Origin of the sequence: Methanolobus sp. WCC5 (genome assembly GCF_045690325.1) — an archaeon.
Taxonomy (GTDB): Archaea; Halobacteriota; Methanosarcinia; order Methanosarcinales; family Methanosarcinaceae; genus Methanolobus.
Map to the genome: position 1 here is coordinate 2653531 of NZ_CP146981.1, position 20496 is coordinate 2674026.

General features: G+C 45.0%; 13 protein-coding genes. 7 read left to right on the forward strand and 6 right to left on the reverse strand.

Annotated elements, in window-relative coordinates; genetic code table 11:
• Positions 1-33: 33 nt before the first annotated feature.
• A complete protein-coding gene (locus tag V7O64_RS12930; RefSeq protein ID WP_407355781.1) occupies positions 34-1131 on the reverse strand; it encodes an ABC transporter substrate-binding protein in 1098 nt (365 codons plus the stop codon).
• A gap of 159 nt (positions 1132-1290) precedes the next feature.
• Here V7O64_RS12930 and V7O64_RS12935 point away from each other — a divergent pair, with 159 nt between their 5' ends.
• The 7 genes from V7O64_RS12935 (at position 1291) to V7O64_RS12965 (ending at position 7464) form a co-directional block, all read left to right on the forward strand.
• Positions 1291-2316, forward strand: coding sequence for a Vms1/Ankzf1 family peptidyl-tRNA hydrolase (locus V7O64_RS12935; RefSeq protein ID WP_407355782.1), 1026 nt, complete (start codon positions 1291-1293; stop codon positions 2314-2316).
• 15 nt (positions 2317-2331) lie between these two features.
• Positions 2332-2898: a hypothetical protein gene (locus V7O64_RS12940; RefSeq protein ID WP_407355783.1), complete on the forward strand. Its 567-nt coding sequence runs from the start codon at positions 2332-2334 to the stop codon at positions 2896-2898.
• A gap of 25 nt (positions 2899-2923) precedes the next feature.
• Positions 2924-3697, forward strand: coding sequence for a 23S rRNA (uridine(2552)-2'-O)-methyltransferase (locus tag V7O64_RS12945; RefSeq protein WP_407355784.1), 774 nt, complete (start codon positions 2924-2926; stop codon positions 3695-3697).
• A gap of 205 nt (positions 3698-3902) precedes the next feature.
• On the forward strand, positions 3903-4910 hold the full coding sequence (locus tag V7O64_RS12950; protein ID WP_407355785.1) for a hypothetical protein: 1008 nt from the start codon (positions 3903-3905) through the stop codon (positions 4908-4910).
• Positions 4911-5044: 134 nt separating this feature from the next.
• Positions 5045-5683, forward strand: a complete 639-nt coding sequence (locus V7O64_RS12955) for a histidinol phosphate phosphatase domain-containing protein (protein ID WP_407355786.1) — start codon at positions 5045-5047, stop codon at positions 5681-5683.
• The gene (locus tag V7O64_RS12960) at positions 5680-6357 is read left to right on the forward strand and encodes a cyclase family protein (RefSeq protein ID WP_407355787.1); all 678 of its coding nucleotides are present in this window, start codon (positions 5680-5682) and stop codon (positions 6355-6357) included. The genes V7O64_RS12955 and V7O64_RS12960 overlap by 4 nt, the downstream gene beginning before the upstream one ends.
• Positions 6358-6585: 228 nt before the next feature.
• Positions 6586-7464, forward strand: coding sequence for an archaellin/type IV pilin N-terminal domain-containing protein (locus V7O64_RS12965; RefSeq protein WP_407355788.1), 879 nt, complete (start codon positions 6586-6588; stop codon positions 7462-7464).
• A 6-nt stretch (positions 7465-7470) separates the two neighbouring features.
• Here the strand turns inward: V7O64_RS12965 and V7O64_RS12970 are convergent, their stop codons facing one another.
• The 5 genes from V7O64_RS12970 to V7O64_RS12990 form a co-directional block, all read right to left on the reverse strand.
• A complete protein-coding gene (locus V7O64_RS12970; protein ID WP_407355789.1) occupies positions 7471-8058 on the reverse strand; it encodes a hypothetical protein in 588 nt (195 codons plus the stop codon).
• 40 nt (positions 8059-8098) lie between these two features.
• Positions 8099-8674, reverse strand: coding sequence for an XTP/dITP diphosphatase (locus V7O64_RS12975; protein WP_407355790.1), 576 nt, complete (start codon positions 8672-8674; stop codon positions 8099-8101).
• Entirely contained in the window at positions 8667-10256 is a 1590-nt protein-coding gene (locus V7O64_RS12980; protein ID WP_407355791.1) for a bifunctional N(6)-L-threonylcarbamoyladenine synthase/serine/threonine protein kinase, read from the reverse strand. Before V7O64_RS12980 ends, V7O64_RS12975 begins: the two co-directional genes overlap by 8 nt.
• Before the next feature lie 38 nt (positions 10257-10294).
• Positions 10295-14671 (reverse strand): PGF-pre-PGF domain-containing protein, encoded by a 4377-nt coding sequence (locus tag V7O64_RS12985; protein ID WP_407355792.1) that lies wholly within the window; start codon positions 14669-14671, stop codon positions 10295-10297.
• A gap of 124 nt (positions 14672-14795) precedes the next feature.
• The gene (locus V7O64_RS12990; protein WP_407355793.1) at positions 14796-20300 is read right to left on the reverse strand and encodes a DUF5018 domain-containing protein; all 5505 of its coding nucleotides are present in this window, start codon (positions 20298-20300) and stop codon (positions 14796-14798) included.
• Positions 20301-20496: the final 196 nt, after the last annotated feature.

Consider the following 20496-nt stretch of genomic DNA (forward strand, 5'->3'; position numbering starts at 1 on the left):
GTTTTGTTTTTAATAAAAAGGTGTGGAGGATATTTATTCCTCCAGTGTCACAAAAGCCCCATCCTGGACTTCTACAAGTACATATCCTCCTTCAACATCTCCTTTCTCATTGAATTTTATATGACCCGAGGCACCATCGAATTCCATCTCATACAGTGCATTCTTTATTTCCTCACCTGTTGTCGCTCCCTGTTCGATTGCCATGATTATGGCCCTGGCGGCATCATATGCCTGGGCAGCAAATGCAGGCGCTTCTTCTCCGTATGCATCCATGTATTTCTGCTTGAACTCCTCGGATTCCGGACTCACCGATGTGATGATTATGCCTTCTACAGAGCTTCCAAGTTCAAGTATCGAAGCCACTTTCAGCCCTTCTGAACCATATATGTTTGCATCTATTCCGATCTCTGTTATCTGGCGCAGAAGTGCAACACTGGAATCAGGTGTATTGCTTACAATATAGATCACTTCAGGATTGGAATTCTTTATCTTGCTAAGTTGCGTCCTCATGTCAGATGAACCTGCTTCGTATGTCTCGTCTGCGACTATTTCCCCGCCAAGTGCTGTGAATTCCTCAGTAATTATACCTGCAAGCCCGTTCCCATACTGGTCGTTAGTGTAGAGCAGTGCAAGTTTTGTGAAGCCTCTTTCGTGCATGGTGTTTGCTGCAAAGATGCCCTGTCCGTCATCTCCAGGTATGGTTCTGAATATATAGTCTCCTGCATCAGATATGTCAGTGCTTGTAGATGCAGGTGAGATCATAACTACCTGATTTTGCTCTGCAATAGGTGCAGCTGCCAGGGTTGCGGCTGATATAAGGTCACCGATAACTGCCTGGACGTTGTCAACACTTACCATCTTGTTCATAGCAGTTGCAGCTTCCCTTGTTTCAGATTTCGTATCCTCTGTAACAATCCTTACATTTGGAAGGTCTGCTTCCTCAAATGCAAGCATGGCACCATCCTTGGCAGCGTTACCATAAACCGCTGCACCGCCTGTGTATGGTCCCATGATCCCTACTACAATCATCTCTTCTTCGGTCTCTTCAGGTGTCTCCGTGTCTGCACAGCCTGCAGCAAACAGAATTGCCAGAGCGACCAGGATTACAATAAATATCGTACCTGTTCTCATGTTTCACTCCTCTTTTTGTCAATAAATGATTATAGTTGGTTTATTGTCGCTGTATATATCTTTTTTTGTTTTTCTGTTACTGAAAATTCACTTCACAATCTAATTTATTTGAAATTAAATAGACAGGTTATATATTCAGTAAGTTTCTATCTCTCATAAATGATAGAGAAGGAAAAGATCGTTGATAACATCAGTTCCATTTTCAACAGGTACTCCGGAAAAGAGGAACTGGAAAGAGAAATTAACAAGCTTAATTCGCATATAGTTGAGCTTGAACTGGACGTGAGGACCGCAAACCTAAGGTATGAAAAAAGTACCGTATCCGAAAAGAAAGCCATTGCTGCAAAGCAGGAAGCAGAAGAGAGGCTTAAAGCTGCAGAGGTAAGGCTTTGTACACTGGAACACGAGCTGGAAAAAAGAACCGCAGGTGGTCCGGGCAATATCTCGTTCACAAGGGTTGATCAGTTCGGCAAACAACAGGCTCATGAGTTCCTGAAATCCCTTTCATCTGTGAAGTACCCCCAAGGCTCATTGATCACCGTCCATATTGCTGCAGGGGAGCAACTTAAAAGCCTGAAGGACTATTCCGTGCTTTCAGAGAGAATAGACAATGAGACCATCGCACTTGTGGACAGGATTGATTCATCCACAGGTTTTGTTCTTTTCCATTCTCCTGATCATCTGATAAATGAGCTTATGGTTCCTCCGGCACCTTTCAAAAGATCTTACTGGAGCTCAGCTACATCTTTTGATACTGCTGATGTGGCAGATTCTTTGAATTCACAAAGGAGCATATGCGTTCTGGTGGCACACGCAGGTGAGTCTTTTGTGGGATATTCCCTTGACTCTCAGGAGTTCGATTCTTTCCAGGTAATAAAGAGCAGCGTGAAGGCCAAGCATGCAAAAGGAGGCTTCAGCCAGAGAAGGTTTGAACGCCTCAGGGATGAGGATATCGATCATCATATAGGCAAGGTGAGGTCCTCTCTGCGCGACCTGCTTGAAGAATTCAAAGGAAACATCGATTGCCTGTTCATAGCAGGTGATCTGCAGCTTGCAAGGCAGATAACTGCCGATATTCCGATAGACATCGAACAGGTCTTATCTTCCTCAGAGATCCGTATAGAAAAACATAATATTTCCGATATACTGAAACAACTGTTCACGTTTCGCAGGTACAGGCTATAGAGGTTGGTCTGGAATATGGTAAGCAAGGAAGAGATTTGTGGCATGATCGATGCACTTGGTGCCCTGACCATTGAAGAGATATATTCTGTTTCAAAGGAGATCTCACTGCTCAGGGGCGATGTGCCTTTGACATTGCCATCAATAGAGGAGATCTGTACAGAGGCTGAAAAAGAGCATATTGTGGTGGTCGTTTCATGGGAAGAGGTTAAAGGAGCTGAGGAAAGTGATCTTTCCTATTATATATCAGGACCTGGTGCGTTTCCGGAAGTTCCTTTCGAATTGAGTGAGGCCATTGACATACTTGAAATGGAAAAAAGGGAAGTTGAGCTTAGCAGGGTGGCTTCCAGGCTCAGCAGGAACCTCCATAGAAGGATAAAGAACCTTGAGAGCAGCATCGATTCTGTCAATAGGGGAAAGGTTCACCAGAAAGACCTTGAAAACCTGGAGCACAGGTATAGCGATATACTGAACCAGTATTATGATTACAGTTTCTGGCTTGCGGATAGTATGTCCGGCCTTGAGGAAGAGATACGGACACTCAGCAGCAGGCTGGAAGCTATCAGGTCGGCACAAGGTATTTGAGTTTTAGGGATTATCAGGTATCCATATGGCAAGAGACAGGCGTGACAAGTATTACTGGAAAGCCAAGGATGAAGGATTTCGTTCAAGGGCATCCTATAAGCTTTTCCAGATCAATGAAAAACATCATCTTATAAAAGAAGATGATACTGTAGTGGATCTGGGTGCAGCTCCGGGCGGCTGGCTTGAAGTTGCAAAGCAGATATCCGGTGGAAGGGTTGTTGGTGTTGACCTTAAAAGGATATCTCCTATAGAGGGTGTCGAGACGATAGTTGGCGATATCACGGCTGACAGGACCATTGAGAAGATCCTTGGACTTGTAGGGAAGGCAGGTGCAGATGTTGTTATTTGCGATGCGGCACCCAACCTCAGCGGGAACTGGAGTCTTGACCATGCAAGGTCTGTTGACCTTACAAGGTCAGCTCTTGGATGTGCAAAAAAGATTCTCAGACCCGGGGGGCATTTTGTTGTAAAGGTCTTCCAGGGAGATATGTTCAAAGGTGTACTCGAAGAGATAAGGGATAATTTCGCGTTTACACGCTCCTATTCTCCCAGGGCTTCAAGGTCCCAGAGCGCTGAGATATATGTCATCGGCAAAAAGTTTTTGACTTCTCCTGTCAGACGGGGCGATGAGTTTGATGTGGATATAAAAGAACTGGGTTCAAGTGGCGATGGTGCGGTCATGATAGATAGTTTTGTTGTCTTTGTCAAAGGGGTTGAACCCGGGGACAGTGTGAGGATTAAGATACAGGATGTAAAGCCAAACTTTGCATTTGCGGAAGTTATTGAAAGAAAAGTTTGATCATTGCTTACTTCTGCTCTTGTTCTGCTTCCATTGAAAGATCTGTGTTCATTACTTCATGACTTATAATATATACTTATTAATTTAAATAATATATTTCTTATAATAGATTAGCAGTTGTACTAGTTGTATTTATAGTACCAGCACTTTCTTTATTGAGGGTATTTTTAAGAACAGTCCTGGGAAAATCACAGAATGTGATCATATGAATGATGAAGTCCCTGCTCCACAATCCGGTCGCAAGCATGTATATGTGGCGTTTGCCATTATAATGGTCATTGCTTCAGGTTATTTTGTATTTGGGGACTATATACAAAAGCAAAAGACATTGTATGAAGTGGATTCCTTATGGGAGAAGGCATCATCCCTGCGGGGAGAAGGTAATTATGATCAGGCGCTGGAAGTTTACAATTCCGTATTCGGCCTGATATCTTCGCATGATTTCCCACGTGAGTACGGTATGAACCACTACTACCGTGGCAGGACATATGAAGATATGGCTTCTGCAGATAGTGCCAATGCTTCAAGTAACCTGCAAAATAGCATATATGCCTATGATTCCTCCCTGAAATCCATTACTGGGGACAAATATCCGGCTGAACATGCCCGTGTACATTACGGTCTGGGTGATGCACATCTGAAGCTGTACGGCTTCCAGGCTAATACCGACCTTCTTTTAAGGTCTGTTATTCATTATAACAAAGCCCTGGATTATTATTCGTTGGCTGTGGATCCGATGTATTTTGCTGCTACAAATAACAAATTAGGGACTGCCTGGCGTAAGAAGGGTAACGTTCAGGGCAATGCAACAGATCTGGAGATGGCACATGATGCATATGAACGTTCTTTAAAGGTTTTCAGCAAAGAAATCTATCCTGTGGAATATGCAGGAGTTCAGAACAATCTTGGTAACCTCTATCTTGAAATGTCTGAATTCGGTGATAAAGAGGATAACATAAATAATGCAATCGATGCTTTCAACAAAGCCCTTGAAGTTTATACGATCGAAAAACGTCCCGTTGAGTATGCCACTGTCCAGAATAATATTGGGAATGCTTATTTTGCCATGTCGGGAACAACGAATAAAGAATATAATGTTAAAATGGCGGTAGATGCCTATAATGAGGCATTGAAGGTCTTTACTGTGGGGCTTTATCCACAGGAACACGACGGAGTGATCGCTAATATTGCAAGGGCCTATAAAAGTCTTTAATGAAGACTCCGACGGACATTTAAAAGGCTATTATGATTTTTCCTTCCGGTTTTTTCTTTCGTATGAATGGCTTTATGTAATTTCAGGACATTTCAGGAATTATAGGATTTAATTCTTTGAGGTAAGGTTTCTTTATGATAGATATGCACACTCACTCTATTTTCAGTGATGGTGAGCTCATACCCAGTGAACTTGTAAGAAGGGCGGTGGTTCACGGATACAGGGCAATAGGTATCACTGACCACGTTGATTTCACAAATGTGGAACACGTCATCAAAAATGTAAGCAAGGCAAAATACCTTGAGGATGAGCTTGATATCCAGGTCAAGGTAGGTGTAGAGATAACCCACGTGCCTCCACGTAAGATAGCTCCTCTTGCAAGGCTGGCAAAAGAACTGGGTGCAGAGGTGATCGTGGTACATGGTGAGACCATAAACGAACCGGTGATGCCAGGCACCAATGCAGCATCCGTTGAGCTTGCAGATGTGGACATACTTGCTCATCCAGGTTTTATTACAATAGAGGAAGCTGAGACTGCACGGGATAACGATGTGTGTCTTGAGATCACTGCCCGCAATGGCCATAACCGGACAAACGGTCATGTTGCAAGGATCGGTATGGAAGCAGGCGCTACCCTAGTTGTGGATACTGATGCTCACAGCCCGGACAACCTGATCACAAAGGAATTTGCCCTCAAAGTAGCCATGGGTGCAGGATTGACCGATAAGCAGGCACAGGCTGTACTTGACAATTCTCTCCGTTTCCTGAGATGAAACTTTCTACATTTTCCATTCCCGGAATGTTCACTAAATTGATAGATATCAGCACCGGAATCTCTGCAGATACTCCTGTATATGAGGGTGACCCGGCACCTCTTATTGAAAAAGTTTCCTCCATCGGCAAAGATGGTTTTGTGGTGTCCAGGATAAGTATTGGTACTCACACAGGTACCCATGTTGATGCGCCTGCGCATATAATAGCGGGTGGGAAATGTGTTGATGAACTGGATCCATTGTCTTTTATGGGAAAAGCTATGCTGCTGGATCTTTCTAAGGGCGAGGGTCGTATCACCGCTGATGAGCTGGATGAATATTACATAAAAAATCCCGACAAAGAGGATGTGGATATCCTCCTGCTCAAAACTGATAATGAACCTTCTCCGCATAGTCTATTAAAATCTCAAAGGTTGCTTGCGGCAAGCGCAGGCAACTGGGTGCTGGAACATGGCTTCCGCTTAGTGGGCGTAGATACACTGTCAGTTGACGCAGATTCCTCTCTGCCCAATCATCATCTTTTTCTGCGCAATGGTTTAAACATTGTTGAACTTTTGAACTTGTCGCATGTAGAAGCAGGTACCTATATCTTCATATGTCTTCCTTTGAAGCTTATCGGCTGCGATGCTTCGCCTGCACGGGCTATTTTGATTCAAAGGTCTTCTATCATCTGATTATGCTCGGGGTTCTGTGTATATTATCACAGGTTATTTTAAATACCATTCCCGTTATACTTCGATATATAAATCCGTATTTAGATATTAAACTGGCAATATCTATAAGACCGATTCAAAACTATTAAATAACAGAATTAATATAGTATAACTCGCAATATAATCCTGTTACACGATTGCTAAAACGTTTCATGAGGGAATCGCACGAAAGCAAATCAGAAGCACTTAATGCACAGTGACAACCGTGCACAGGTAGGTATAGGTACACTTATCATCTTCATATCAATGGTACTTGTGGCAGCAGTAGCCTCTGCTCTTTTGATCAAGACATCCGGTGTGCTGCAACAGAAAGCCTCCCAGACAGGCCAGGAAACAACAAGAGAGGTTGCCTCCAACATGCGTATCGATCGCGTGGAAGGTGAACGTGCATCATATACTACCGTGACCGTTACAGATGGTGTGCTCTCTGATACTAATTTAACTTGTTCCCGGGGTGGAATGATCGAATGGTTGTCTTCTTCAGGTGCATTTAATATTTCTGTTGATGGTGAAGCTCCTACTTCTGTAGAGGATGGTTCCTACTACGAACATCGCTTTTCGCGTTCAGGCTCTCATAATTTCACTGTAACCGCTACTTCAGGCAGTACATCGGGTACGATAACAGTAAGTGATTCGGTAGAATATGGTGAGATTACCAAGTTACATATTTCAGTATCTCTTGGTCCTGGCAGTGAGGACGTTGATCTTTCACAACTGATCATCTATCTGTCAGACGGTTCACACGTTGCCAATGTGAGGTATGATACAGCAGATACAAGCGTTGCGATACATAAACCGACATCTGAGTACTTCTCAGTGAGTCCCATAAGAACCCGTGATCAAACCGTGTTCAAAGCCACGCAACCTGTATTAAGGACAGGGGATATCATGGAAGTAGTAGTCGATATACGAAGGGTTTTCCAGGCAGATGATGAGGATTACCAGGGTCTGGCACCAAGAACTGAAGTATCTTTCCAGGTGAGGCCGGAAGCCGGTGCTCTTGTGGTTTTCGACTTCACGACACCGGGTGCTTACTTTGATGAGAAGTACATCCTGCTGAGATACTGATGCCCCTTAAAAGCGGGACATGGTATATTTTTTATCTTCAAGGACAAGTTCGAACTTAAATGTTCCTGCAACAGGTCCTTCAATTACAATTCCTCCTATCTGATCAGCCGGCTGTATTCTATCAGGTACCCATCTTCCTTCTTCATCCAATGTCCCTCTGATAAAATCTATAAGTTCACCATCAATAATGTACCTGTTCCTGGCGCCATTTTCATACTGACAGATGATGGTATTGTTTTCCTGTGTCCATTGAGTATCGCTAAGGTTGCCATTCATATCCGGGTCCGGGTCAACGCCCAATGCCAGATAGCTTACATCAGGCAGGTAAAGCTCAAGATTGCATACGGACCCTGCCGGTGCATTCAGCTCATAAAGGCTTCTTGCATATCCGTTCTGAATGCTCATCAGTCCGATGGCAGCATCATTTATCTGCTTGCTATCCTTTGCACCCGAATACAGAGGGGATACATTGTTCCAGGAAAATGCAACCAGAAGAATAATAGCACCGGTTATTGACAGGTAGAATACCATTTTAAGAGGGATTGTGTCAGCAGCCCGGGTATCTGCCAAAAATGATCTTATTTTAGAGCCCATGCACCTCCTTTTACTGCTGTCCTGTTTTATTAGTCCTTAATTAGTCCTCATAATCAAGCCATTCAAGGAACTTATCAAGCGCCCTTCTGCGATGGGATACCTTGTTCTTTTCCACATCTGACAGTTCCCCAAAGGTCATTCCGTTGTAATCGAATATCGGGTCATACCCGAATCCTCCGGTCCCCAGTTCTTCGAAGGCAATCTTTCCTTCCACAGTCCCTGTGAATGTGAGCGGTTCAGCTCCCGGTTCACAATAACCGATGACAGACTTGAAAACTGCTGACCTGTCATTTTCATCTTCCATTATCTTAAGAACCCTTTTGTTCCCCAGGTTCTTCTCCACAAAAGCCGAATACGGACCCGGGAACCCATTCAGAGCATTGATGAAAAGCCCGGAGTCATCAACCATTACCGGCATTCCAAGCTTTCCAGCTGCCCATAAGGCACCGTATGCTGCAATCGGTTCCAGTTCCTCTTCCTGAAGTTCGGGATAACCGTCGGTGTTCTGTATGACCTCATATCCCCTGGCTGCAAGTATGTCCCTGACTTCTCTGAACTTACCTTCATTGCCGGTGACAAATATTATTTTACGTGCCTTTTTCTCTGTTTTATGCATATCTTCCCCTCTTCTCTATCTCTTTAACTCTCTCCAGCACTTCATCTGCCTGTCCGAACCCTTTCCTGTAACCCCTGCAGAATGCACTGGTTAATTGCTCATGCTCCCGGTGTGTGCTCTCAAATGTCTGGAACAGGACGTGTACATCCACTCCCCTTGCCTCGGTACTGCTGTCAGAGAAGGACAGGCCGAAATCTATCATGTATATCCTGTCATTGGAAAGTATCAGGTTGGATGTTGTGAGGTCCCCGTGGATGATGCCTGCTTTATGCAGTTTTGCTACAAGGACGCCTGTCTGCTCACTGAGAATTTCGTTAATAACATGTTTCAGTGCAATCCCATCGATATACTGCATCTTTATCGTGGAGTTCTCCACATCATGTATAATGGGTGTTGGCACACCACTCCTTCTGGCTTCTGATAAGAGCCTGGCCTCAGCTCTTGTCCTCTCTTTTCTTATCCTTTCGTCAAGCTCCTTCTGGCGGTAGTTCTTGGGTACTCTTTCCTTGATAAGTACTCCGTTCTCCACTTTCACGATAGCTTCGGCGCCACTTGTAAGCCTCTTTGTTTGTTCCCTGCCTCCAAGATCCTCCGGCAGCCAGGTGACATCCACCTGATCGGGCCTGAAATTCGGGTCTACATGGGATCTCTCTATCTCAAGTACATTACCGGACTCATACATCAGCAGTCCCAGATAGGCTATCATGGCCCCATTGTCCCCCATGAACCTTTTCTCAGGTACGTGGAAAGAGGCTCCGCGCTCGGTACACATCACATCCAGCATTTCCCGAAGCCGCATATTTGCCCCTACACCACCTGCCAGTAGTACCTCATCCTTCCCGGTATGGGCAAGAGCGCGTTCAGTGACCTCGACAACCATTGCAAAGGCAGTTTCCTGGAAAGAGTAACATACATCTTCCATTGGATGGGTCTTAAGGGCCGCGGTTGCTGCTGTGGAAAGACCCGAGAAAGAGAGGTCCATGCCCTTTACAACATATGGGAGTGGGATGTATTCTGAAGCTTTTTTTGCATATTGTTCTATCTGCGGCCCGCCCGGATGTCCAAGTCCGGCACTCCTTGCGAATTTATCAAAGGCATTTCCAAGTCCTATATCCAGGGTTTCCCCGAATACCCGGTACTTTCCCATCCTATAGGCAAGGACCTGTGAGTTGGCACCACTTACGTAGAGTGTGACAGGGTCTGTTGCGGGGGTCTTCCAGCGCCCCACCTCCACATGTGCAAGACAGTGGTTTACGCCTACAAGCGGTACATCAAGGGTAATGGCCAGCATCCTGGCTGCAGTTGCCACGGTACGCAGGCAGGCACCAAGTCCGGGACCCTGGGAAAAAGAGACCGCATCTATCTGTGAAGCATCTATGCCTTGTTTTTTTGCCTCCTCCAGAACACCTCTTATCACAGTAGAGGCATATTTAGCATGATGCTGGGCTGCCTCCCGGGGGTGTATCCCGCCGGTTGGGGGCCGGTACATGTCAGATACCTCTGCTATGACATCCTTCTCATTAACGATGGCAGCACTAAGGTTCCATGCGGTTCCCTCTATGCCAAGGACTGTTCCTTTCAATTTGATATCTCCAGCCCTTAAAGGTTAGCAGTTGAATATTAATTTTGCTGTTTTCTCACGATCACAAAGGCTATCATAAATATCAACACTGCAATCAATCCTGAAATGGCAGGAATTCTTCCAGTGACCACTTTTCCCATGTCATCATCAGGGTTTATGCATGTGCCAGAGGTATCTTCTTCAGAGCTCGGTCCAGTTAGCTCAGTGGAGATAGTTACGTTTTCCTCTTCCGTTTGCTTTGTAAATGTTTCATCTGCAGTGATCGCAAAGGGTGAGAATCCGGGAGTTTCTGCCTCAAAATACAGATATTTGTCATCAGTAAGGTACTTCTCATCAGTTAATGTCTGTTTTGTATTGAGTTTTTTCCATTTCCCGTCACTGTACCTTTTCAGGGATATGTCAGCAGGGTCAATATTATTTGTCAGTATCCATTCTTTCCCGACCCTGAACCCAATGACCGGATCCCTGATGTTCTCCCCAGTGGCATAACCGGTCTTACCCACCCATATATTGATATTGCTGTAAATTATTCCGGGAGCAGGGCTGTCCGCGAAGGAAGAAGTATTTTTCAATATTTCGATGGTAGTACTGATCCTTCCTGAATTCTTCAGGGATTGGTAGCGGATGTATTCTATGTCATTCTTCTCACTGTTAAAGTCAAAGGTCGCCATATCATCAGCGCTGACATAGATAGAAACAACGTCCTTAAAGGCTATATTCTCTGCAGCTTCACCTGTGGAACCTCCTCCTCCTCCGCCACCGCCTCCACCGGAGGAAGCAGGAGTGGATGTGACAGTAAGCTGTTTGGAAGTTATTACGGTAACATTTGACCAGTTTGCGATGTTACCCGCAAAATCCACCGCCCTGAGACCATAATTATAGCCTGTGCTTGCTGAAAGGCCTGTATCGGTCATCTGTGATCCTGAGTAGTTCCCAAGGATGTTCCCGTTTCTCCATATCTCTACGTGATCAGTGTCACCGGAAGCTTCCCATGAGAGGGTTACAGATGAGGAACTGCTAGAGTTTGTCAGGTTGCTGATCACCGGTGGGGTGTTATCCTCAACTGGTGCATAAATGCTCAGATGCGTGATGTTTGCAGAGACGGTCTGCAAGGATTCATTAACTGTACTCCTGAACGGGTGCCATGTCTGGTCATCAGGGTTGTACCATGCAAGTACGAGCTTTTCAGTACTGTTGACAAGAGAGTGGTAATATCCAAGGGAGAGAGTTACGTTCCTGCCAAAAGGATGTGAATTATCAGGGTCAGAAGAGTTCAATACCCGGATATCAAGTGCTGGTCCGCCAAGACAGGATCCTCCGCCTGGTTCATAAGCCCTTACAACAGCGGCAGAAAGATTGCCGGGGTTGGCTGATGTGCCACTGACATTGAAATTGAATGCAGGATAATTTACAGTGTCCCCAAGTCCGGGAACTTCTATTGTGATCTCATCGGAACCGGAAACATTGAACACAGCTCCAAGACTAAGGTATATGCTGGTGTTGGAGCTGAAATGATCATCTGCGGAATTATTGAATATTGAAGTAACGTTAACAATGTTTGTCCCGTTGAAAAGCGGGACGCTGCTGATATTAAATACACCATCTGAAACGGGCCAGGAATCATTGGTCATTATTCCGTTCACGTAAACCGATACATTTGTTGCAATGCCTGTAGTCCCATTAAGATCAATACTGTTTTTTGGCAGGTAGTAGATAGTTCCTGAATCCGGAGATTCTATTATTGGCTGGCTGGTGAATACAGTGAAGTTCACAGTGCTTGAATTAATGTACCCGGTGATGTATTCTGCAAAAACAGTGATGCTGTGCCGTCCTTCGCTCAGGTTGAGGGTCCTGTTAAGTGAAAAAGCATTTTCCTTAGTGGAATTTGTTCCATTGTTAACATTGTACCAGATATCACTTAGTTTGCTGGTACTGATATTCAAATAAGGGACATTGTCCTGAATGACCGCATTCTCTGCCGGTGTGTGGATGCTTAATCTATTCTCCTGGCTACTAACGTAGAATCTCCATCCATAGCTAAGCTGTTCGTTCTGGCCTGTCATTGCACTGACAGATACATTGTGATAGCCTTCCGAATATGGTTGCATTGTGAGGTTCTCTACCCTGTATCCATTATCGATGTCCTCCAAAGAGTGGACAACCTGGGAACCATCGATTGTCATATTTATACTGTCCTGCCCGATTCCGTCAGCATGTGTTAGATTGATGAAGACGGCTGTCATGCTGTTATTTGTGTATGAACTATGCTCGGGATATATATCGATTTCAGGATCACCATAGGAAAGTACAAGTGAAAAGTTCTGCGGTCCCTCAGGAACATTTGTCCCAGTGACCGTAAATGTATATGTTCCACCGACCGGTTCTCTAAGCTCAACAACCTCTATATTGTTTACAGTATCCGGTCCGTTGTTCCCGTAGTATGTGCCATCTGGCGCACGGACTATGAGGTCAAGGTTATTGACAAGTTGCAAGTCTGCTGCCTCATTTCCTGGATAGTCTGTCCAGACAAGTGTTACTCTGAGCGGTTCTGATGTGTAAAGGATATCATAGCTTACGTTCCATGGTGGACTTGTGAGGTTCAATGGTTGCGGATTATCAAAATATTTGATCACCTTTGGGTGTTGGGCATATATGGAATTCTCAATGTCAATGCGCCCCCATCCCTGGGAATAATCGGGCCTTCCTGATATCTCCTGGTAATCTCCTGTGCCATATTGTCCCGGGGTCATGTCCAGGGCCCCGTTTATAAATGTGGCTTTAAGCAGTGCAGCACTTGGATTGCTCAGGTTTTCAACTTCCACGTAATATTGTCTGATAAGTGCTGCAGTACCTGCAGTTATAGGAGTGGACATACTTGTACCACCCATATACAGGTAATTATCATTAATAGGCCCCCACCCGGATGAACTTCCAATGCTTGACCTTGTTGAGGCTATAAAAGTACCTGGTGCAACAACATCGGGCTTTATCCTTCCATCCTCTGTTGGTCCGCGGCTGCTGAAAGCAGCCATACCCTCTCTGTTGCTGGCCATATAATCATCACGTATGGGATTCTCTGGATAATAGCTAAGCCACGAACCACTTCCCCAATTCAGATAGGGCACTATCCCAAACTCATTTCCTCTTTCGTTTTCTGATGCACCGACGGTCAGGCAGTTCTTTGCAGTGCCGGGAGAGCCGATAGATCCCTGATCAATGACGCCGTCAGAGTTTGCATCTATGCCTGAGTTCCCTGCTGAGAAAAGGATCAGCATGTCAGGATTTTCCCACATGAACTGGTCTATTTGTTGTGAATATGTGGTATATGCTCCGTTTGAGGAACTGCCCCAGCTGTTAGTGTGTATCCTTGCCCCAAGATCGTAAGCGGGCTGGAAAAGATCACAGAGGTTGGCCGGTGGATACAGGTAGTTAGTTTCTCCTCCCACTGCCTGAAAAACAAGTTCTGCTTCCGGTGCCATTCCTGAATACTGGCCACCGGAAAGCGAACCATTTCCCAGGACCGAACCAGCAACATGTGTCCCGTGTCCATTCTGGTCGGCAACACTTCCGTCATTTGCTACATCTGTAATGTTGAGCAGTCTCCCCCGAAGGTCGGCATGGATCGTACTTTCGTTCCCGGTGTCAAGTCCGGTATCACACACAGCAATTATCTGGTTTTTGCCTTTAAGTCCGTAGGTCTCATGCACAGTGCTCACGGAGATGATGTCTGCAGCAATGTCATTGTTTATTGTCGGCAGGATATACTCCTCGATCCACCTTACCCCATGCATAGACGCTATCCCGTGCAGTTTGTCCGGGGAGCTTTGTATCCTTAAAACATTTGATGAACCGGAAAGTACACTGGCACCCATAGCTTCTATTTCATCTTGTATCATTTCGTTATCTGATGCTGAAAAAAGCAGTACGTGGTAAGTCTTGGAAATATCTTTGGGATCGTATCCTGATATTCGTATATTCCCGCTGTCTGTCAATGCCGGATCGTATTTGTAGGATGGTGAATACTCACCTACCCACTTGACAGATCCAAGTGCCTGAACCTGGTCTTTGACGTCTTCACTCATCCTGAATACAAAGGCATTGTTGGGTACATAATTATATATAAAAGCACCTTTTGATGTTACATTCTGTTTCCATTCATTATGTACAGGACCTGTGAATTGAACTATGTAGTATTTTTCCTCATCTATTGCAGAAGATGTTGCAAAAGTCATGGTCTGTGACTTGTTTGTTCTCTCTTCGGGGTCAGGGACATTGTCTGTGTTTATGTATCCTGCCTTCAGGAGCAGAAGGCTACCATCATCAATATTGTTGTCATCCGCGTTTCCCGAAGCGTTAAGAGTACTGAATAAAAGTAACAATAGGATTGTGATAAGAACCTTGTTTTTAGTTTGCATGAATGACCCGGCACAAGTGTGTATATATTTATAATTGATATATTATTACAAATATATTTATACATGCTGTCCACTAAAAAATAGAAAGTTCATGCCCGATAAGATGTGGATCTTGAAGTAAAAGTTATTGCTTTCTTCTCAGGAAGCAAGCAATAAACAAAATTAAGATACATGTAATACCTGAGATCGAGTTGAGCGTTTTATCAGGCATTGTGTCATTTAATATGGAAGTATTGGTCTGGGGTGCTATTTCATCTACCGGAGAGTTCAGGATGTCAGGGGCACTTTCCAATCTTATGTTTTCATCAAGGGATTCACCTGTGATGGCAAAAGGTGAGAATCCTGGCGTACTGGCTTCAAAGTAGAGGTAACTATTGTCTGAGCCAGTCTGCAGAGTTGGAAGCCTGCTCCACCTGCCATCATACCTGTTGAGCACAATGCTGTCCACATCGATAGCATTGGCATCTATCCAGCTTTCGGGCACCCTGAAACCAATAACCGGACCTTCTATGTTCTCCGGGGTGGCATATCCTGTCTTTCCTACCCATATATTGATGTTCCTGTAAATTATCCCCTCAGGCAAGGTGTCAGCAAAGCTTGATCTGCCTTTGAGTGCCTCTATTGTTGCAGAGATGGTTCCTGCATTTTTCAATGAATCATAGGCTATGTAACGGATGTCGCTGTCATCATTCCTGAATTCGAACCTGACGGACATGTCCATTCCTACAAAGATGGAACTTACATCCTTAAATTCAATGTTCTCGAATTCCTCGCCGGTGGCACCCCCGCCACCTCCTCCTCCGCCGCCTCCACTAGCTCCTGCTGCTGCGGGTGTTGTGGTCTGGATCGTGTTTAACGTAACTTCTACAGTTACATTTTCCGAAGGCATCCGGAAGGAATAGTTAATTTGAGGGGTTACTTCTGTTGTGGATACCGAACCATTCTCCCCTGTTATACTAAGGGATGAGAATTGTTTTCCTGTCTCAATATCAGTAATAGTTACATTTACAGTTTCATTTTCTTTTGCAGTTATTTTGTCCACAGTTACATTCGCGCTGCCGCCTGCAACATCTGCTACTGTGATATAGTATGTCAGGTTCGCATCCGGCGCATTGGCACGGTTGACATTTATAGTATAGCTCTTTGTGACTCCAGTGTCCTCAGCAGTCACCATTATAGTTATAACTGTCTGTTTTCCTGCACTCTGAAGTGTAACTGTTCTGGTTGCTCCACTGATGGCTGCTTCATTATTGATCTCCATTGATGCATTGATATCAGACAGAATTGCAGTTACATCCATTGTTGGCACATCATGACCTACATCGACTATATAGCTCGTTAGAGCAGCACTGAACTCCGGATCAAGGGTTCCAGTATTTACAGTTAAAGAGTTGAGGTCTGCATTCTTTTTTGGTGCCTCTGCAATCACAGTTACCGTATAACTCCGGGTTGTTCCGTCCTCTGCTGTTACTGTATAAATTACCGGGTTAGTGAAGTCCTGTGTTATTCCATTTCCGGGAGTTATGCTTGCTCCTGTATGAACAATGGTTGGTATCAGGCTTGTTACATCAGTTCCATAAGGCACTGTAATGCTTACAGTCCTTGCAGCTTCATTAATAACACCAGCGACTGCAGGATCTGCAAAGTTGAAAGCTGTTATTGATTTCGCCGGGTTCAGCAATGATGTCACTGTTACCGTATAACTCCGGGTTGTCCCGTCCTCTGCGGTTACTGTGTAAATTACCGGGTTAGTGAAATCCTGTGCTATTCCACTTCCTGGTGTTATGCTTGCTCCCGTATGAACAATGGTTGGAGTCAGGCTTGTTACATCAGTTCCATAAGGCACTGTAATGCTTACAGTCCTTGCAGCTTCGTTTATAACACCAGTAGCTGCAGGGTCAGTAAAGCTGAAAGCTGTTATTGATTTTGCCGGGTTCAGCAATGATGTCACAGTCACCGTATAACTCCTGGTTGTCCCGTCCTCTGCGGTTACCGTGTAAGTGACCGGGTTAGTGAAATCCTGTGCTATTCCACTTCCTGGTGTTATGCTTGCTCCCGTATGAACAATGGTTGGAGTCAGGCTTGATACATCAGTCCCATAAGGCACTGTAATGCTTATGGTCCTTGCAGCTTCATTAATAACACCAGCAACTGCAGGGTTTGTAAAGCTGAAAGCTGTTATTGATTTTGCCGGGTTCAGTAATGATGTCACAGTTACCGTATAACTCCTGGTTGTGCCGTCCTCTGCGGTTACTGTGTAAGTGACCGGGTTAGTGAAATCTTGTGCTACTCCACTTCCGGGAGTTATGCTTGCTCCCGTATGAACAATGGTTGGAGTCAGGCTTGTTACATCAGTTCCATAAGGCACTGTAATGCTTACAGTCCTTGCAGCTTCGTTTATAACACCAGTAGCTGCAGGATCAGTAAAGCTGAAAGCTGTTATTGATTTTGCCGGGTTCAGCAATGATGTCACAGTCACCGTATAACTTCGGTTTGTTCCGTCCTCTGCGGTTACTGTGTAAGTGACCGGGTTAGTGAAGTCCTGTGCTACTCCGCTTCCTGGTGTTATTCTTGCTCCCGTATGAACAATGGTTGGATTCAGGCTTGATACATCAGTCCCGTATGGAACTGTAATGCTTACAGTCCTTGCAGCTTCGTTTATAACACCAGTAGCTGCAGGATCTGTAAAGCTGAAAGCTGTTATTGATTTTGCCGGGTTCAGCAATGATGTCACAGTCACCGTATAACTTCGGTTTGTTCCGTCCTCTGCGGTTACTGTGTAAGTGACCGGGTTAGTGAAGTCCTGCGCTACTCCGCTTCCAGGTGTTATGCTTGCTCCCGTATGAACAATGGTTGGTATCAGGCTTGATACATCAGTTGCATAAGGCACTGTAATGCTTACAGTCCTTGCAGCTTCATTAATAACACCAGCGACTGCAGGATCTGCAAAGTTGAAAGCTGTTATTGATTTCGCCGGGTTCAGCAATGAGGTCACCGTTACCGTATAACTCCGGGTTGTCCCGTCTGCTGCGGTTACCGTGTAAGTGACCGGGCTACTGAAATCCTGTGCTACTCCATTTCCGGGAGTTATGCTTGCTCCTGTATGATCTATAGTTGGAGTCAGGCTTGTTACATCAGTTCCGTAAGGCACTGTAATGCTTACAGTCCTTGCAGCTTCGTTTATGTCACCAGCAACTGCAGGATCTGTAAAGCTGAAAGCTGTTATTGATTTGGATGAGCTGGATGTGACGTTGAATTTCCAGTCATATGAGAATTGCTGACCGGTAGCTGTCAGGGCTGTGACCGATACGTTATATTCACCGGTGGGGTAAGGAGCAGGTGTATTATATGATATACTGTATCCACCGGGTATGGCTAATGTACTGAAACTGACAGGTATATCATTGATCATCATTTGAATGGAAGTCGGGTTCACTCCAGCCGGATGTACAAGATCGGTCGATATCGGTGTGCTGCTGTTTGCAGCATAGGAGCCGGGAGATGGAAACTCTTTGTTGTTACATGTGAAGGACAGGACCAGGGCAAAAGGTTGCGGTCCGTAAGTCACACTGTATCCGTTAATTGTGATCGTATGGTTTCCTTCTGCAGCATTTTCCAGTTCAATTCCTTCAACATTATTTGTACGGTCAGGACCATTGTTGCCGTAGTATGTTCCGGTTGGTGTGGATATCGTCATATCCAGGTCATTGACAAGATTTTTAGATGAAAAGACCGCTCCCGGATGATCGGTCCATGCCAGGGTTGCCCTTAAAGGCTCATTTCCTTTTACATATTCATAGCTGTGATTCCATGATTGTGAAGTAGACAGGGATTCATTGTCAAAATATGCTATTACCTGAGGATAGGGCACCAGTATCGAGTTCTCTACATCAAGACGACCCCATCCCTGGGAATAGTCCGGCCTGCCTGATATTTCCTGGGTGGAACCTTCTCCGTATTGTCCGGGTGTCATGTCATATGCGCCGTTGAGAAGGGTAGCTTTCATCAATGCAGCACTCGGGTTTTCAAGACCTTCTATCTCAGTATAGTATTCACGTACCAGTGCAGCAGCACCGGCAACAATTGGTGCTGACATGCTTGTGCCTCCCATGTAGGCATAATTTGGATTCTCTGAAAGTAGCCCCCATTCATACCAGCTTGCCCGACTTGACCTTGCAGAGATTATGAATGTGCCCGGTGCAACAATATCAGGTTTTATCCTTCCGTCATCTGTTGGTCCCCTGCTGCTGAAAGCGGCAATACCTTCACTGTCATCAGCCATGTAGTCATCTTTTATGGGATTCCGGGAATAGAAGGTTGGCCATCGTGTGCCCCATGTAGAGTATGAGCCGCTGGAGAATGTATCCCCTCTACTGTTTTCGGATGCACCCACAGCGATACTGTTCTTTGCAGTGGCAGGCGTGTTAAGTGAATCAGGGTCTATGACCCCGTCATGGTCAAGGTCTTCTCCCTCATTGCCTGCCGAGAAAATAATAAGCATGTCGGGATGGTTCCATGAAAAATCGTCTACATAATAGGAATATTGATTATATGCGCCATTATTGTTAGAACCCCAGCTATTGCTGTGTATCCTTGCACCGGCATTGTATGCGGGCATGAATATATTGTTCAGATTTGTCGGAATGTTAAGGAAACCCTCATCGTTTTCAGCAGCCTGGAACACAAGTGATGCCTCAGGTGCCATTCCTGCATACTGACCACCGGAAAGCGAACCATTTCCCAGGACCGAACCTGCAACATGGGTTCCATGTCCATTCTGGTCGGCAACGCTTCCGTCATTTGCCACATCTGTAATGGTTAGCAGTCTTCCCCGAAGGTCGGCATGTATCGTACTTTTGTTTCCGGTGTCTAGTCCGGTATCACATACGGCAACTATCTGTCCGCTGCCTCTCAGCCCCAGCGTGTTCTGTACCGGTCCTATGTTTACGATAGTTGCTGCCACATCATTTGAAACAGATGGTTGCGAATATGGTTCTATCCAGCTTATTTTGCTGATCCTGGCAATTTCGCCGGCCTTGTACTCAGGTATCCGGATCCTTAGGATGCGATCTGAACTTTCAAGTATCTCCCCGCCCATGGACAAGACCTGTAATTCAACTCCGGGGCTTTCGTCTGGATCAAAAAGGAATAATACAAGATCTGCGAATTCCTCTGATCCCGTTTGAATAGAAAAGGCATCCGAACTTACAAATTCAGGTGTGTACTTGTATTCAGGCAGGTATTCCCCTGTCCAGCGTACAAATTCAAGTGATCCCAGCAGATTTATTCCGGTTTCGTTCATCCTGAGCACAAAAGCATTGTCAGGGACATAATCAAAGAACTCAGCTCCGATCTTACTCACTTCATCTTTCCATTCCTTACGGACAGGGCCATCAAATTGCACTATGTAATATCTGTCGCTATGGTCTGTGATGCCTGATATTGAGGATGTTTTGATCTGGGCGTAGTCTGATTCATTGGTCGCATGCGGCAGATCAGTATCCAGGTTGCCGGATCTGAGGAATATCGTATTCTGGTTGTTTGTGTCATAAGCGCCTGAAACGACAAAAGGTGAAAGTACGATCAGAATGACAGATATAAAGACAAAGACAACGGTTTTTTTATCCATACGCCCCAACCCTGTTTTATGCTGACATGGAAATAGTATTATGCAAGTAGTAAATATATTCAGGCAAACTTGTATATAAAATGCAGGGCTCATCTAAAAAATTAATATATTTTCTATGTAGTGGTTTATGTATGACCTCATCTAACCGTAGTTGGTGTCTGGAAAAAAGTTGGCGCATTTTTTAAAAATGCGCCCA